Raw genomic sequence first — 16,338 nt, 5'->3', positions numbered from 1 at the left:
CCGCCTAAGGAATTCACATTTCACATTCCCCCTCCCCTCAGTATCGCGCCCTTCCCCTCGGAGCCGGAGTGCAGTCCAGCGCACTCCTCGCACTCTCGGCAGAAGGAATTCTCCCCAAGATCGACTATGCGATCTTCGCCGACACAGGATGGGAACAAGAAGCCGTCTACCGCCATCTCGACCGCCTCGAACGCGAGATAGCAGAACCTGCCGGAATACCGATCCTCCGGGTTTCCTCGGGAAATATTCGCGATGACGCACTGAACCCGGACCACCGCTTCGCCTCCATGCCCCTCTACATCTTGAACAAGGACGGCCGCCCTGGGATGACGAGGCGCCAGTACACCGGGGAATATAAGGTAAAGCCGATCAAAAGGAAGATCCGCGAAATTCTCGGCTACCCCTATCCGGCCCCGGTTCCTAAGGGGGTCTTCGTCGAGCAGTGGATCGGCATATCCACCGACGAGTTCCATCACGCCAAGGATGCCGACGTGAAGTACATGCAAAACCGGCATCCACTGATCGACATGGGCTGGTCGCGTTCCGACTGCGTCCGTCATCTCGCCTCCCTCGGCCTGGCCGACACCCCGAAATCTTCGCGCCTCGGCTGCCCTTATCACGGAAATTCCCAGTGGCGAAAAATTCGCGACACCTCGCCCTCGGAGTGGGAGGACGTCGTCGAGTTCGACGCGGCCATCCGCAAGGGCAACGCCCGCGCCAACGCCACCGGGAACACCCTGCTGGGCGAGGCGTTCCTGCACCGCTCGCGCGTCCCGCTCGGCGAGGCGCCGATCGATCACGTCACCAGAGCCGAGCGCGCCGCCCTCGACGACGCCGAAGCCGCCGAGCTGGGCGTGGTGAACGGCTGCTCCCCCTGGAGCTGTCGCGGCGACGCCGAGCAGGATGACTTCGGTCTCGCGTCGTGATCCCGCCGAAGGGGCTCGTGCTCGACCTGTTCGCCGGGCCCGGTGGCTGGAGCGTCCCCCTGCACCGCTTCGGGATCCGCGACGTCGGGCTGGAATGGGACGAGTGGGCCTGCAAGACGAGGGCGGCGGCCGGCCTGCTGACGATACGCACCGATGTGGCGATGTACCCGCCATGGATCTTCGCCGGCAGGGTCCGGGGGTTCATCGCTTCGCCGCCGTGCCAGGCATGGTCCATGGCGGGCAAGCGCCTCGGCGTGGTGGACCAGCCACTCGTCCACCAGGCGGTCGCCGATCTCGCCGCCGGCCTCGACACCCGCACCAAGCTCCTGGCCGCCTGTCGCGACGAACGCTCCCTGCTCGCGGCCGAGCCGATGCGCTACCTCCACGCCCTGAACACGGTGGGCGAGCCGGAGTGGGTGGCCATGGAAGAGGTTCCTGACGTGCTGCCGCTGTGGAAGCAGTACGCGCAGATTCTGAGGTCCTGGGGCTTCTTCGTGTGGTGCGGCATCCTCAACTCCGCGGACTACGGGGTGCCGCAGACCCGGCGGCGGGCGATCCTGCTCGCCTCCCGCGTCCGTACCGCCGAACCCCCGACGCCGACCCACGCCCAGGTCGCCGAACCCGAGAGCCTCTTCGGGCCGGGCCGCGCCCGCTGGGTGTCCATGGCCGAGGCCCTCGGCTGGGGAGCGACCGACCGCCCCGTCCCGACCGTCTGCGCCGGCGGCGGGCCGGGCGGCGGACCCGAGCCGTTCCCGTCAGGTTCCCGCAAGACCCTCAGCGACGCGCGGGAGCGCGGCACCTGGATGCCGCATCCGGACGGAGTGATGCTGAACTCCCGCCGCGAAGGCGCAGGGTGGGTGGCCCGGCACGGCACCCACGAGAACCGTGCCGCCACCGCCCCGGCGCCGACGTTCACCGCCGAGGCGCATCGCTGGTCGTGGTCTCTGCGCAGCAACAACCAGGCCAACGCTACCGTCCGGTCCATCGAGGAGCCGGCAGGCACGCTGTTCTTCGGACACCGTGCCAATGAGTGCACCTGGGTCGCCGAACCGGTCCCGACGTCGCCGCAGGACGGGGACGTGCCCGCGGTGCCGGAACCGATCCGAATCACCGCTCGCGAGGCCGGCCTGCTGCAGACCTTCCCCGGCGACTACCCGTGGGCCGGGAACAAAGGCCAGCAGTTCTCGCAGATCGGCAACGCGGTCCCCCCGCGTCTGGCCGCTCACCTCCTCGCCCCGCACCTCGGCGTCACACTCGACCCGACCGACTTCGCCCTGGCCGCTTGATGCCCCACAGCCCCGATCCGGACGAGGACGACCTCGGCACGATCCCGGCGCCGCCGCCGGTGTTCCATGTCGAGCAAGCCCTCCTCGGCGCCCTTCTTCTCGATCCGCAACGTCTCGGCGACGTGACCGGGATCTGCGCCGACTCGTTCTCCACCGCCGCGCACGCCAGCCTGTTCGCCGCGATCAACGCCCTGCCGCCGCCCGACCCGGACGAGCACGCGAAGAACATCACGTGGCTCAACAAGGTGCTCGCCTCGGGCCGGGAGCAGGCACGCGGCTTGACAGCCTCCTACCTGCACACCCTCGTCCAGGTCTGTCCCTGGCCTAGGCACGCGGCGGCCTACGCACGGATGGTCGAGGCCGAATACGCCCGCCGCCGGCTACGCGCCGGGGCCGAGCACCTCCTCCAGACCGCCCACGACGGCGCCCTTCCGGAGCCCGTCCCGGCAGTGCTCGCCGAGGCCGACGCGCTCGCCGCGGTCGTGGACGACATCGCCACACGCTTCCCTCCACGCGCCGGCGCCCTGCCCCGCACGCCTGTGTCCCCGCCGGCCGTCGTGCCCGACCACACCGAGGCGGCGGAGGAGGAGCAGTTGCTGCTCGCGACCGCCACCGCCCGCCCGGCCGACATCGAGTCCGTACGGTGGCTGCTCCCCGAGGACTTCACCCAGCCGCTGCACGCCGGCTTGTGGCAATGCCTCACCACCCTCGACCGCCGCCACGAGCCCGTCGACCCCGTCACCGCCCTATGGGAAGCCCAACAGCGCGGCCTTCTTGAGAACGGTAGCGAACCTGGCGACGTGCTCCGCCTTCTCTCCGAACCGGCCGGCTCCGTCGAGCACTGGGCCGAACGCACCCTGCAGCGCTCCCTCCTGGCCACAGCCGACCACGTCGGCCGCCGCATCGAGGCGTACGCCGACGACCCGGCGAACACACCGTTCCAGCTCGTCGTCGGTGCCCGCCGGTCCCTCGCCGACCTCGGCGCCATCCGCACCCGCTGGCAGCACGCCACCGGACGGATCCTTCCGCAGCGCCCGCGCCCCGCGCCCACCACCCGCGCCGGGCCACCGACCACCACGGCCGCCCGCATCGCACGCGCCACCCGATAGCCCCTGCACACGCCTGTGGCCGGCCCGAAGGCCCGGTCACAGGCACAAAAGACGACACCCCCACGTGACCACCGGCAAGTCCATCGACGCGCACGTCCGCCTCGACATCCACCCCACTCACCCCAGTGCCGTGACCGCCGTCCTGACCGGCTCCCAGGCCCACATCCCCCACGTGGGCCTCGAGGCCGCCGACTGGACCGTCGTGGCCGAGAACACCCTGGTCCTGGTCCGCATCGATCACGAGGAGCCCTACTGGGCCGAAAAGGCGGCCCAGGAACTGGCCGCCGCCGGTGTCAGCGTCGAGATCACCCCGCGGCTCCAAGAGGCCCTGGCCGAAGAATGGACCTGGGCCGACTATCAGATGCCCTGGTGCACCCGCAGCGAGATCCGCGAGGTCTCCGACGCGGCCCAGAAGATCTATGACGACATCCGCCATGGCCAGCTCCTCATTCACGCCCACGCCGAGGACCGCCACACCACCGTCGCCGTCGGCACCTACCTCAGCAGCGGCAAGAGCGTCTACCTCCACGGCCAGAACCATCTGCGGCAGGTCGCCGACACCTTCGACTCGCCAGCCAAGGCCCTGGTGGCCTTCGAGAAGGCCCACGGCGCCGCCATGCGGCCGGGTCCTGCGCCCATGACCGACACCGAGCGCACCGCCGCGCAAGCACGAGCGTCCCTCGCCGTACCCCCTGCGAATGCTGGGCCGCCACGCCCTCAGCCGGAAACGGTTCCCGCGTACGCGGCTGATGCCGGCGACCACGATGCCCTGCTGGAGGCGTTCTTCGACGCCCACAGCGACTGGGAGAAGTGGCGGGCCTGGTCTGACGAGACGACCCACGCCATCCACGGGTCCCAAACCCTGCGCATCGAGCGCGTCCACGAAGCCCACCCCTGCGAGACCGCCTGGACCGTGGCCGCGTACGAGACACCCGTCTCCGACCGCATATGGCACGTCACCGCGACCGGCGCCACCCCGGCGCCTGTGCTCCAGACCCTGCTGCATCACCTCGCCGAGGGTGACGGCTAGGACACAGCCGTCGGCAGCCCGGTCGGCGAGAAGACCGTTACTGCGGCCACCAGGCCCCTCACCGACGCCGGACGGGAGCACACGGTCGACGGACGCTGGATCCGCTGGATCCGCTGGATCCGCTGGACGAACCGGACCGGGGACGCCGGTGTCCAGTTCGACGCCTTCGCCGCCCAAAACGCGAACAGCACCCTGGCGACCTGGACCGTGTGAGCCGGCCCCAACGTCAGCCGTGCCACCTGAGCCGTCCAAGCATCCCCCTACACCCCCGCCCCGCTCCTGGCCAGCCTCGCTGAAGACCTCGCCCACGCCACCGGCACCCGCACGGCGCCAACAGCATCCCGGCGCACGGCACACCCATCACCACGCCGCCCAACCTTCCGCAGATCCCCAACCAACAGTCAGCTAGCCGGAGCCTGTGACGGTCCGCCCCGTACACCGCGACCGAAGGGCAGCCTGCACACGAGGAACACGGTCGATCATCCTCCCGGGACTGCCGCGCCTTCCGCCTCGGCAAGTGCTTCGCTGAGACGACGGCGCACCGGCTTCCCATACCGGAGGTGCAATCCGAGGATCAGCGCCGGCGGCATCGTCCGGTATCTGAACCACCGGGGATGACGCGGCGGCGCGATTCCCTCGGCGTTATTGCACTGAGAGCAAAGGAGGCCGCGGATGAGGCCGGTCTCATGGCAGTGGTCGACCACTGCGTCAGCGTGAAACGAGTGCCCGCACCCGGCGCAACGGCCCGCTTGCCAGGCAACAAGCAGTTCGACGGGGTCCTCGTCGGGCAACGGCACCGCCCTCGGGTACGGCCAGGAGTGGCAGGCAGGTGGCTCGGCGGCCCAAAGCCTACGTTCGATCTGCTGCTCTACCGTCAAATGGACACACCCACCGGACACGTCGCGGAGATACGCGTGCGGGTAGTCCATGGTGTCTTGCCATTCCTCATCGTTGAGGTGGCGGGCACATCCGCCAAGGCCGGGCAGAGGCCATGACTTGCACTGCCGGATCCCGTCGCTCAAGGGCCTGCCGCACCGGGCCTCGTCAGGGTGCAGCCCAGCTGCTCGCCGCTCTAGTCGGATCCGTGCGACCAGAGCGAGATGGCGGGCTCGCTCGGGTGTCATCTTCGGCTCGCGAGGGGGCGGGACCGTAATACGTGAACTCATGCAGGTGACTCCTGGAACGGCGGCAACTGGCGCACATCCATCCCACCACTCCCCACTGACATCGGGTCCGCGGTCACTCACAGATCGTGAAGCAGGGGCCGCAGCCGTCGGCAACCGCCTCCTCCCCTGCAGCTCCTGGACTCGCTCCACACCAGTCTGCCGCCAACCTCCGGTTCACAGGCTCCTGTTAGCTTGCCAGCGTGCTTGACGACATAGCCCCTGATCAGTGGTGCCCGCTGTGTGAAGACTGGGTCTGCTCCTTGGTACGCGGGCGGGTATGTCGCAAGTGCCGACAGCTGCAATGCCGGATGTGGCGGTACAGCCTGACGATCGCCCGATACAACGCCATCCTGCGGTCACAGGACTTCGCGTGTGCACTGTGCGGCGATAACGAAGAAGAAGATGACTTCGGAATTCCGCACGCGAAGACGTCCCACTGGCACATCGATCACGACCACGCATGCTGCGGGCCTGGCTCATCTTGCGGCAAATGCGTGCGAGGGCTGCTATGCCGTAAGTGCAACATGGAATATCTACCGGCCCACGAACGTCTCCCGATGCACATGCGCGACAGCCCGTTGTTCAACACCTACCTCGCCGATCCGCCCGCCCAGCAGTCAGCGGCTCAGGTGATCAAGGGACGGGACAACATGTACCTGCCGGCCTCGCACGCCTTCCTCATGGATAGGAAATTCGCCGGTGGCCTCGACAGTGCGGCCGGGTAGAAGATCAGGTGCTGGCAGCAGGACGGTGGGTGCGAAGGCGAGAACAGTCGCCCTTCCAGGTGATAGGAGCCCGAAATCTAGCCGGGGCACCGCCAAGGGGCTTCCGCGTGATCTACGATGCAACTGCGGCTTGACCACCGCTCCCCGGAGGTGATTCGGCCCTGATCCTCCACGCTCGGGTGAACCGGTCAGCACACGAATCTCCGCGCATCCCACCGGATCTCGTTTCCGTACGTCCTGGGCCGAGACGTGCAGGAGACCCATGAGCGCACTGCACCAAGACCTGTCCCTGCTCCGGCGCCTCTACACGGGCGAGAGCGTCCAACAGGCCCGCCGGGCGATCGATGGACTGCAGGGGGGCAAATCACCGATTCCAGAAGCCGCCTCGCCAGCTCAACAGCACCTTGAGGCCCGCGTACTCCTCGCGCTCCTGAAGTTCCGCGACGTCTACACCCGCTTTCCCCTGGGGATCGCCATGGTTCACCCCGAACCACACGGCATCGCCCTCGCTGTTGAGAGCATGGAGCGGGCATCGGAGATTCTTTTCCACCTGCTGCCGTCATGCGCCTCAGACGAAGAGGTGCAAGGTGTGCCCGGCCTACGCATCACTCGCCGGTATCGGACTGCGATCGAACTGCAGGTACTGGGAGAGCCCGCCCGGCTGCGGCTGTTCGGGCTACCAGCCAGACTCTGGCGCAGTGCCGAGGCGAGCACCCTGGACAAATGGATCAATCCCGACAGGATGCAGTTGTGTTGGCGTTCCTCGTCACGGTCCTGGACTCAGGTGGAGCGGGAGCACCACGCTCAATGGGAAGACGACAACGACCGCTACACCCAGGTCACACAGCGTGGGGCCTGGTTGAGTAGCGGACTGCTCCGCCGCGCTGCCCTCCTGCACACCGTCGCCAATACCTTCCTGATCGACGGCTACCGAGGCGCCGCCTTCGACGTGGCACGGCTGGTGCTGCGCTCGTCGCATGTGCACGAGCAGGGACCAGGGCCGCACAACTTCATCGCCGCCCTGGTGGACCCGGTGTGCGGTCTGCCTCTCCTCCTCAAGAGGTTCCGCGGTGACACGGACGAAAAATACGGCCGCGACCAGCAGTTCGTCCTCGGCGACGTCAGCAACACGGCCGTGCTTGACTTCCGGGCGACGATCGAGCGTCCTCCCAGCCGCCTTGCACCCGAACTCTGGCAGGCCATTCTCCGCCGCGTCCCCCAGACGGGATTCACGAGCAGCCTGTCCCCGGGCGTAATTGCGGGGCTGTGCGGCTTGGGCGCGTCGCAGAGAATGCGCAGCCGCCAGTTGCCGCACAGGCTCCGTGGAAATCCAGGCCGTGATCAGCTGTAGCCCGACCGTGTGAATCTTCCAGCGTGTCCGTTCCAAAGACACGGCCCGATGTATGCCATGTCCGTAGGGTGCGTCGTACGGGCCTAGCGAGGTCCGACGTGCGGTGTGCCCACCCGACGGAGCGCACTGAGACGAGCCAACTCGGCTGGCATCGCATTCTAGTTCAGCTTGTGCACCGCGGAAGACAGCCGTGCATCCTGGGTCGGGACAGGCAGCCGCGGCGGAAAGCCTTTCGTGAAAAGCACCCGTCTGGAACGACGCGCCGAAAAGCTTCAACTGTCCACCGGCGTGACCTGGACCGAAGCACTCAAGCGAGTGAAGTCCCTGCCCCCGGACTCGCGACTGATTCCCGAGGCGTACGCCAGCCAAGCTCTCCTAGAATGCTACGTCCTGTCGGGCCTCGCCTGGCCGATGGTCGAAACCCGTAACCCCTGGGGCATCCGCTCCGTCGATGCTCGAACCGGCAGCCTCACCTTGACGTTCGAGAACGATGTCGCCCAGCTCGTCGACTCGGAATCCATGGCCAAGGAACTGGTCCGCGCCCTCGTCCCCTGCTTCGACGAGCATGGCGAAGTGCGCGGCATTCCGGGTGCCCGCTTCACTACGGACAACGACGGCATTCACATCCGACGGATGGGGCTGTTGGGCTCCCTCACCATTTTAGGCATTCCCACCGAGGACTGGGCCGCCGCTTTGGTCCTGCAACGGTACGAGAATGAAGGTGATGGAAAACGCTTCTGCCACGACAGCCACCCTCACCGATGGCATCGCTGCGAAGCACCCTTCCGGCAACCGACCACCCGAACCACCCTCAGCCGGCACCACTACCGAAAGAAGCCCTCCGCCTGGCTCGCCAGCGGCTTGCTGCGCCGCGCGCCATTGTTCCGAACCATCGGCGTTCCCCTGAGCACCACGGCCTGGACCAATCTCACAGATGACGGCGGCTCGGAATGGATCATCGAGTACATCAATGAGCCCCTGACGGACGCACCGTGCTACCACCAGGGCTTCACAAATCTTTTGACGGACCCGGAATGCGGCCTGCCAATCGTGGGCACACATCTGGACTGCTCCTGCGACCAGCCACCTGAGTCCTATTGGGGCTGCCGCTTCTACGCCCGTAGCACCGCAGGGCAACCAGGCGCACTCCAAGTCCGCTTCTCCCGCCGGTGCGGGGACAGAGCCTCCTTCTACAAGGACAAGCTGGACGACTATGAGGAGCGCCGCGACCTCTATGAGCCCATCCCTAGGCACCTCACACGCGGCAGGGCCTGCATGGGCTGATAGCCACCCCCATAGACCTGCCCACCAGCGGAATTGGGAGCTATTCCCAGGAGCTCCGGGGCCCGCTCCCCCAGCACGGTGGGCAACATAGCGCGGGATCGCCGGTTAGCCAAACCGGCGATCCCGCGCACCATTAGTAATCCACCGCCACGCCCTGCCCGCTCATCGAAAGGCAACTCCCGACGACTACCACCAGCCGTGACGCGCGTGCGGCCGAGAGGCCGGCACACGATCACGCCGCTGCGTAGCTCGCCCGGAACAGATTCTGCGCCCGCTCCACGTCCCTCAGCGTGCGGAGCTGCACCTCCAGATCGCCCGTCCCGTGGTGGCCGAGCCCGGACACGTCCCGGGTGAACCCGGGAACGAGGTCGACGTGCGTCGGGTCGACCTTCAGGTAGACCAGGAGCTTGCTCCGCTGGGGCGGGCACACGCAGGCGAAGTTCCGCAGCCTCTGGTACGCCCGGTACTGCTTGCGCTCCACGCGGTTCACGCCCTCGCCGAGACCGAGCAACGCCTCGTCGACCGCGTTCGCCAGCTCCACCATCGACGCGCCCTGGACATCGGCTGCGGCCCGTGCGACCGCTCGCCGGCGGGCCCGCCGTGGCGCCTGTGCCGCACCGCTCACCGACGCCACGGTCTCAAGGCCGAGCAGGTCGCTGCCGAAGAGTCGGTAGCGGACCAGATCGATCGAGCGCCGGTGCTCGCGTACGGCGTGAACGTCGTAGCGGGTGAAGTCGCCGGCGATGCAGATCAGGCGCGGTCCGCTCCACAGCACCTGGGACGCGGCCGTCACCCCGAGCCGGTCGCGGACCAGGTGCTCGAACTCGGACCGGTGGTCCATCAGCCATGCGAGGTAAAACAAGCCCTGGTTGATGACGCCGGCATCGACGCCCCGCTTGTACTCGACGATGACCGGCGATCCGTTCTCGTCCAGCCCGAGCGAGTCGATCCGGCCGCCGTGGACCGGCCCCGTCCCATACTCGCTCGCCAGGAAACGGACGCCCAGCAACGTCTCCATGTGCGCCTCGACGAGGCCCTGCACATCCGCCTCGACCTCAGCAAGACGCGGCGTGACCTCGGTCACGCCGCTATTCGTCGTGTTCGTGCGGAACAACTTCAGGCCCGACACCTTCCCCTCCTCGGCTCGGAGATCATCAACGCCGGGTGCGGGCAGGATTGTTTCCGCGAGGGTCTTCGGACCTGTGAAGATGGTGTGAGAAGCTACGTCCGGGCCACCGGGGCGCGCTAGCGTCCCACGGTTCCCAGGGATCCACTCATCCCACATACGTCCCACAGGTTCTTGGGACGAGCGCTAGGAAGACTGCATTTTCGCAGGTCAGCCAGTGTAGCTCAGTGGATAGAGCAGGTGTCTTCTCAGAACCCGCTCTACGCACCATCACATGGCCCTAAGACTGCACATGACGCCGTTACTCTTTACCAGCCATTAGGCGCCTCTCCTGGCAAGCACCCACACCCTGGCGAAGGGTAAGAATTTCACGCTCAAGGACGACCCTCGATGACATTCCGGCATAGGCAGCCTTCGGCTGGCCCTGCACCGAGATGCGCCCGCCCCTCCCCGGTGGGACGGCTTTGACTATCCGCCTGCTAGGCAGGTGGTCACGGCGCGGATTCGAAAAGCCCCGATGCGACAGCCCTCATGGCGGCCATCGGAGACCAGTTGCCAAGGCACCGAGGTACCCGACCAGTCGCCACTAACGCCACTACGAAGCGGCGGGGCCGGGGCGCAGCAGGTTTGGATTCTCGCGTCCTCCTGGGATGCGGATGATGACGACGAGGCACGGCTCGGATTCGCCGGGGCGTTGGACGGGTTCGATCCAGATACTGTCAAAGAGGTTGGTGGCGCCTTCGGCGTCGACGGTCTTATCGAGCGCAAGCAAGAGGGCGAAACCAACGTTGGTATTTTGATATTCGGCAGCCTGGGCGACATATTCACGTAGCGCCGTTTCACTGGAGTCACTTTCTTCGATCTTGCACTCGACATTAAATTGCACGGCGCCGAAGGAGACGAGGATGTCGGTTCTTCCGCCTGCCTTGTCAATGACTTCCGAGCTGACGATTCCGAAGAGCGCCGAGAACTGCAACACTTCTCGGTAGTGCTGATGGAATAGAGCTTCGTCTACCTTCTGTTTCTTGCCGTCTTTATCACGTTTGCGGAGATATTCGGTGTACGAGCCACCCATTTTCCGGCCGATGTCGTAGCACAGATACGCGAAACGGATCGTGGTTTCCAAAAGAGCGGTGAACTCGTCGGCGACACCGGCAATCCAGTCGCGGGAGTCTTCCAGCTGTTTGAGGAGTCGGGCTTTGAGACGGCCGTACTTGGGGTCGGCGATGGCCGCAAGGACATCGTCGTGGGTCCGCAGACCAAGCTCCAGGCGGTCGAGGACGTGATCGGAAGTTTGGTTAGCGAACGCGGCGAAGTCGTCCTTGAGTTGGTGAGCCAGCCGCTGCCAGCGTCGCGCTTTTCCCTGATCACCCGCCTGCTGATCGGTGGAGTCTCCCCTGCTCTTGGTGCGGTGAAGAAGGGCGGCGTGGAGTTGCTGGGCTGCAGGATCGTGACGGAGTTCTTCGTCGTGGGCCAGGGCATGGTGAAGAAAGCGCTGCCGGTGCTCGTGCTGGAGGAAGGTGTCCTCGATGACGGGCGCGACCAGAGTCTCCACGACCGCAGCCGCAGGAGTGTCCGTGAGGACGGCGACTGTGTTGTGCGCGGTGTACGCACGGAGCAGTGCGGTGAGGACGCCGTGGCCGCCGGCGTACCAGGGATCGTCGTGTGCCATGTGAGCAGCGGCGCCGTCCAGCATGACAGTGAGTTCAGCCCAAGCGATCAAGTCGTTCTGGCGTGGTCGTGCCCAGGCCGGTACGCGGGTGCGGCAGCGATAGTCCCGGTAAAGGTGGAGGGTGTCGCGGAGAGTAGATGCGGCGGTGTGGACGCGTGTGGGGGCGTCGGGAGCGGATAGACCGAGGACGGCTTCGATGGCGGCGTGGTAGAGCTGGGCGTCCAGGCGGTCGGGGTCGAGGGTGATCAGTTCAGTCAACCGATTCTGCGTTTTGCGCAGTTGTTCAGCCATAGACGCGAAACCGTCTTGCTCCAGAGCGTCGCGCAGGTCGCCGAGGGCGAGTTCGAATGCGGCGTCCCGGCAAGTGTGGTCGAGCATCAGGCAGCGTTCGAGGGCTTCGCGGAGCCCGGCACCGGGGTGGTGTGCGTCGAGGACTCCGAGGAGGCGCGGCAGGCGAGTGGCCATCGCCTCGGGAAGGGCAGCCGGGTCCTCGGTTGCTTCGTCCAGAGCGCCGAGGAGGCGCGCGGCCTTGGTGATGCCGGCCAGGGTGAGCTGGACGAGACAGTCTGCGGCTTCCACTCCGATGAGGGCCGCGGCGAGGTCGTCGCCGGCATCCTGGGCTTGCCGGAGGCGGGCGAGCAACGCGCGGGTCAGTGGAGGGCCGAGTTCACGTGCCAAATCGGGGCGGCTGGCAAGCGCGTCGGTGGCGCTGGCGAAGGCGGCGTGGTTGCTGTTGGTCCGAAGGCCGTTGAGGACGGCGTCGTACAACGACATGCACGCTTCGGCACCGAAGGCGTCGAGGTGCTGAGCGGTCGCCTGGATGAGGTGGTGAAGGAAAGGGCCCTGGGCGAGGTGGTCTGCGGAGGCGAGGACGACGTCGATGCCTCCGAGGTCCTGCACTGTCGGGCCGGCGCGCAGTTGGGGGCGGGAGGCGTGCGCGGACCAAAGGGCTAGGTGTTCGTCGATGACGTGCACGCTGCTTCCACCACCCTCGTCGTTGCTGGATTCCCCTGGTGGCCTGGCCTAGAAGAGCTGGCGTTTGTCGGGACCGGTCACGGTACGGTCCTCGGGGAAGAACTCCCAAACGGCGTCGTCAATCGACGTGATCACAATCTGGATGCCGGGGTCATCAGCCGCAGTGTCGTAGAGGGTCTTGATGGCCTGGCGCGCATTGCCGTGGGAGAGCTCCTCTGCTGTGGGCGCGTCGATGAGCAGCAGGCCGGGGTGGGACATGATGCCGCGTTTGCGGCCGACTTTGATCATGCCGATGATGGCCGCGATGCGCATGCGGAGGCGGTCGGTTGGGCTGAACGCCTTGAAGGGGTGTTTGGCGCCCGTCTTGCGGGCGTTGAGGTTTCCATTCAGGCTCAGGTCGACGCTGGTCAGGTTGGCCACGCCCAAGTCGTGGGCAATGCTGACGATCTCGCCGTTCAGGTCGGCGAACAGGGCCTTGCTGTGGTCAGCGACCACCTTCGACAGCACCTCGGCAGCCGCCTCAAGGATGGCATCGCCATCGTCGGAGCCTTCCTCGGTGTCCGTTGGGCTCGTCGTTGCGGTGACGTAGTCACCGACCACCTCTGGCAGTCCCGTCCCGTTGCCGGTCGCGACTGCCAGAGCGCCGCGCAACTGGTAGACGGCCTCCCTTGCGGATTCAAGGTGTGTGTACCAGCTACCGGATCGTGCCGAGGTAAGGCGGGCGTTCGCCAGGTCGTACGCGGCACGGCTGTTGTCGCGAGCGGTGATGGTCGTCTCGACGGCCTGCCGGGCTGTGTCTTCAGCTGTGCGGGAGGCGTTCACTCGACCCTCCAGCCTGCTGAGCAGTGCGGCCCGCGCATCTGGGTCGTCATGCACCTCCGGCAGAGGGCTCGCACACACTGAGCATCGGTGTTCGCTCTCTTCTGCGGTGCGGCGGGCATCGTCGATTTCGTGATCGCAACGCGGGCAGGATTCCGGGTCAAGGGCTCCCAACAGAGCTCGGGCTGCGCTGCTTTGCTGAGCGCGGCGAACGGCCCTCTCATCCTTCAAGCGCGCCTTGCGGGCCAGGGCGTGGCTTTCTTCAGCCTCCTGGAGAGCCGCCTGGTCGTGCGCGAGCCGGCGTGCGGCGGTGTCGACCTCGGCGAGCAAGCCCGTCACGTCGGGCTGACCTGATTCCAGGGCCGCCACCTTCTCCTCGGCAGCCCTGAGCGCCTGCCTCAGCGGCTCGGTCTGCTGCTCGCGGGCATGGGCATCCTCTCGCGCCCGGCGCTGAACGCGGTTGCTCTCCTGGCTGTCCTTCTTGCGGGCCGTGTTGATCTGGGTCAGTTCGGACGCGTAGGGGACGTCGAGGAAGAGCTGCATCAGCTTCACGGGGAGCTGGTTGAACGCCGTCGGGCCCAGCAGGACACTGGAGTTGCCCGAGTTCAACGCAACGGCATAAAAGTAACTGGCCCAGCCGTGCACCTGCTCTGCGCTGTCGCGGTTGCCGTCGGCGTTTTTCGGAGCGCCAGCCTCGGCCGCCCACAGGGACAGCGGTCGCAGCCCCAAGCGGTCGAGCATGAAGCGGTCGATGAGCTCCTTGACACGGTCAGGTTCCGCGGTGGCCGCCACGCGTACGCCGGCACCAGTCTCCTGGGAGCCCTCGAGGGCTGTGAGGTGCTCGAGGGTGTCGGCGGACAGGAGCCGGCAGCTGGGGCGGTCGGGTTTGTCGAAGGTCAGGCGGATGGAGGCGGCGACGCCAGCGACCTCGATGTCCGCGCGGACGTAGGAGAACCAGCCCACCGTTTCCGGCCGTTTGAAGGCTTCGAAGCCGTCCCCGCGCAGCGCGTAGCTGAGCGCCCAAAGAAGGCTCGACTTGCCGACGTTGTTCATGGTGCTGGCGATGGCCCACGGGCCCGGCCCCAGCGTCATGTCGACGGTGAAGGCGCCGTCGTTGTCGTCCGTGCCTGTCTTGGTGCCTTCGCAGTACAGTCGGTGCACGATCAGTTGCCGTCGCGCGGGCAATGGGCTGGTGAGCTGGATGCCGTGGGCAGAGAGAGCAGCGCGTACCCTCTGCACGTCAGCGGACGGCACACGGGCGGCGATCAGCTCATACAGCTCACTGTCAGACGGGGCCGGCAAAGGCTCTGTGGTCACGCGGCGTCCCCCTGCTCCGCTTCAGTGCGCAGCCGAGCCAGGCGCGCGCGGGCTCGGTCGGCAATCGACGGGATGACCTCGTTCAGCGGGGTCTCGGCGTAGTCACGCTGCAAGTACTGTCGTTTGCGCAGCGCCAGGGCAGAGTGCCCAGTGGCCTCTGCCAGCGCCCGGACGAGGCGGGCGCGCTCGGTGTACCAGGCCAGGACCGGGAACTGCTCCGTAGCCCGGTCGGCGACCTCCCGTCCCTTGGCCGTGAGGTAGTAGTTGTCCTGGAGCACCCGCTTGGCGGTGCGCCGCGGCACCACCAACACCAGCCGCGGGGCGGCCAGGATGCTCATGGCCTGGTCGATGTACTCGAACGCCCCGAACAGGTAGCGGAGCATCGGTATGGCGCAGACCTCCGGCTCGTCCGAATCCAGGATGCTGCCGGCCAGCTCCAGGTTGATGGTCTCCTGCTCGCGCTCGTAGTCGTTGAGGAGCTCATCGGCCAGGTAGTCCGGGTTACGCAGCCAGAAGTCGAGCTTCTGCAGCCGCCCCTCAGCGCGCAGCACAGCTACCGCATCCTGCGGTGCGGATTGCTGCTCTGCTTCGTTCAACGGATCGGACACCGCCGCAATGAGCAGCAGAAGCCGAATCGCGTCGGAGAAGCGATCCCCCTCGTCATCTTCCACTCACACAACGTAATTGGTCGTGATGTGGTTGATCAATGCCTCTGCAATGACCGCTCAGGGCGTGCAGACAGCGCTTCGGATGGCCTGGTCGACCAGACAGCCGTCCGCTAGTTCATGAAGGTGGCGCCCGCCCGACGCAGGTGCCCGTCAGTGCGACCCACGCCGCAGACCCGAGGCCCCGTACGTTGGCCAAGGCCACGTCGTACCGTCCCCGCCCCCCTCGGCCTTCTCGCCACCCAGGGGACGTCATCAAGTGGCCGTACTCCGGCCCATTGGGGAGAGGCCAAGACTCGGACCAATGGCTCCGGCCCTGAACTGCCCACCCCCGCTGGCCCGGGAACCGCATGGTCGGGTATACCGCCAGCGCACCAGAAGTAGCTTGAATGCGTTGCCTGCCGGTGGCCGCGCCAGGCTTCTGCCTTGCCCTCGCAGACAGTCACTCTACGTGCCCTCAGCAGCACCTCCGGTGGCATGACGTCATGTGCCGCCAGGCCCGCCGCAACGTCGCTTCCTGGGGAGAATCTGGGGAGTATCGACGGTCCTGGGGAGCGCGTGGGGAGAATCGACCGCGTAACGCAACACGATCCCGAAAGACGCTGAAAGACTTGTCGGCGCAGGTCAGGGGTGGGCATAGCCGCATCGATGCAGGTCAGCGCCACCAGATAGACAACTTCATGACGTACGTGCCGAGGTCGTCGGCCTCGACGATCCCGGGGAGCGAGCCGCCCTCACGCAAAGGCGTGACATAGCGCGTCGCTGTCACTTCGGTAAGCATCCGGCCAGGCTAACCGCCGCTCGACACGGGTGGTGACGGCCTGCCGGGGCGGCCCCGCCCGTCCGCCGCCCCGCCGTCCGTGGCGGGAGCAGGGACCGCCGCCCCG

General features: G+C 66.8%; 12 protein-coding genes and 2 pseudogenes. 8 read left to right on the top strand and 6 right to left on the bottom strand.

The genetic code is table 11. The features are described 5' to 3' along the window. Positions 1-68: 68 nt before the first annotated feature. The 4 genes from AC067A_RS02820 (at position 69) to AC067A_RS02805 (ending at position 4,351) form a co-directional block, all read left to right on the top strand. Positions 69-926 carry an adenine nucleotide alpha hydrolase family protein gene (locus tag AC067A_RS02820; RefSeq protein WP_478613641.1) on the top strand — a complete coding sequence of 286 codons (858 nt, stop codon included), beginning with the start codon at positions 69-71 and terminating at the stop codon, positions 924-926. Continuing rightward, entirely contained in the window at positions 923-2,212 is a 1,290-nt protein-coding gene (locus AC067A_RS02815; RefSeq protein WP_391085209.1) for a DNA cytosine methyltransferase, read from the top strand. Before AC067A_RS02820 ends, AC067A_RS02815 begins: the two co-directional genes overlap by 4 nt. Then, positions 2,212-3,321, top strand: a complete 1,110-nt coding sequence (locus tag AC067A_RS02810) for a DnaB-like helicase N-terminal domain-containing protein (protein ID WP_391085314.1) — start codon at positions 2,212-2,214, stop codon at positions 3,319-3,321. Before AC067A_RS02815 ends, AC067A_RS02810 begins: the two co-directional genes overlap by 1 nt. A gap of 64 nt (positions 3,322-3,385) precedes the next feature. Further along, the gene (locus AC067A_RS02805) at positions 3,386-4,351 is read left to right on the top strand and encodes an SPDY domain-containing protein (RefSeq protein WP_478613637.1); all 966 of its coding nucleotides are present in this window, start codon (positions 3,386-3,388) and stop codon (positions 4,349-4,351) included. 479 nt (positions 4,352-4,830) lie between these two features. Here the strand turns inward: AC067A_RS02805 and AC067A_RS02800 are convergent, their stop codons facing one another. Next, positions 4,831-5,280, bottom strand: coding sequence for an endonuclease domain-containing protein (locus tag AC067A_RS02800; protein ID WP_478613635.1), 450 nt, complete (start codon positions 5,278-5,280; stop codon positions 4,831-4,833). Positions 5,281-5,825: 545 nt separating this feature from the next. On the opposite strand from AC067A_RS02800, the pseudogene AC067A_RS02795 reads away from it, so the two are divergent. The 4 genes and pseudogenes from AC067A_RS02795 to AC067A_RS02780 all read left to right on the top strand — a co-directional run. After that, positions 5,826-6,032: pseudogene (locus tag AC067A_RS02795) on the top strand (endonuclease domain-containing protein); the annotation flags it as partial. 42 nt (positions 6,033-6,074) lie between these two features. Then, positions 6,075-6,242, top strand: a complete 168-nt coding sequence (locus tag AC067A_RS02790) for a hypothetical protein (protein WP_391085319.1) — start codon at positions 6,075-6,077, stop codon at positions 6,240-6,242. A gap of 262 nt (positions 6,243-6,504) precedes the next feature. Continuing rightward, entirely contained in the window at positions 6,505-7,593 is a 1,089-nt protein-coding gene (locus AC067A_RS02785) for a hypothetical protein (protein ID WP_391085219.1), read from the top strand. 234 nt (positions 7,594-7,827) lie between these two features. Next, positions 7,828-8,877 carry a hypothetical protein gene (locus tag AC067A_RS02780; protein WP_478613631.1) on the top strand — a complete coding sequence of 350 codons (1,050 nt, stop codon included), beginning with the start codon at positions 7,828-7,830 and terminating at the stop codon, positions 8,875-8,877. Positions 8,878-9,109: 232 nt separating this feature from the next. Here AC067A_RS02780 and AC067A_RS02775 read toward each other — a convergent pair whose 3' ends face one another. The 5 genes and pseudogenes from AC067A_RS02775 to AC067A_RS02755 form a co-directional block, all read right to left on the bottom strand. Continuing rightward, the gene (locus tag AC067A_RS02775) at positions 9,110-10,006 is read right to left on the bottom strand and encodes a DUF5655 domain-containing protein (RefSeq protein ID WP_391085225.1); all 897 of its coding nucleotides are present in this window, start codon (positions 10,004-10,006) and stop codon (positions 9,110-9,112) included. Positions 10,007-10,598: 592 nt separating this feature from the next. Continuing rightward, on the bottom strand, positions 10,599-12,650 hold the full coding sequence (locus AC067A_RS02770) for a hypothetical protein (protein WP_478613628.1): 2,052 nt from the start codon (positions 12,648-12,650) through the stop codon (positions 10,599-10,601). Between the two features lie 48 nt (positions 12,651-12,698). Then, positions 12,699-14,786 carry a hypothetical protein gene (locus AC067A_RS02765; RefSeq protein ID WP_391085231.1) on the bottom strand — a complete coding sequence of 696 codons (2,088 nt, stop codon included), beginning with the start codon at positions 14,784-14,786 and terminating at the stop codon, positions 12,699-12,701. Beyond that, entirely contained in the window at positions 14,783-15,457 is a 675-nt protein-coding gene (locus AC067A_RS02760; RefSeq protein WP_478613623.1) for a hypothetical protein, read from the bottom strand. Before AC067A_RS02760 ends, AC067A_RS02765 begins: the two co-directional genes overlap by 4 nt. Positions 15,458-16,121: 664 nt before the next feature. Beyond that, positions 16,122-16,232, bottom strand: a pseudogene (locus AC067A_RS02755) (HipA family kinase); the annotation flags it as partial. Positions 16,233-16,338 lie beyond the last annotated feature (106 nt).

The sequence above is a fragment of the Streptomyces sp. NPDC043176 genome (genome assembly GCF_056436715.1).
This window is presented reverse-complemented; position numbering and strand designations above follow the sequence as displayed.

Coding starts and splice junctions, on each gene's coding strand:
- AC067A_RS02810 (WP_391085314.1), top strand. CDS start 2,212: ATGCCCCACAGCCCCGATCCGGACGAGGACGACCTCGGCACGATCCCG.
- AC067A_RS02800 (WP_478613635.1), bottom strand. CDS start 5,280: ATGGACTACCCGCACGCGTATCTCCGCGACGTGTCCGGTGGGTGTGTC.
- AC067A_RS02790 (WP_391085319.1), top strand. CDS start 6,075: ATGCACATGCGCGACAGCCCGTTGTTCAACACCTACCTCGCCGATCCG.
- AC067A_RS02785 (WP_391085219.1), top strand. CDS start 6,505: ATGAGCGCACTGCACCAAGACCTGTCCCTGCTCCGGCGCCTCTACACG.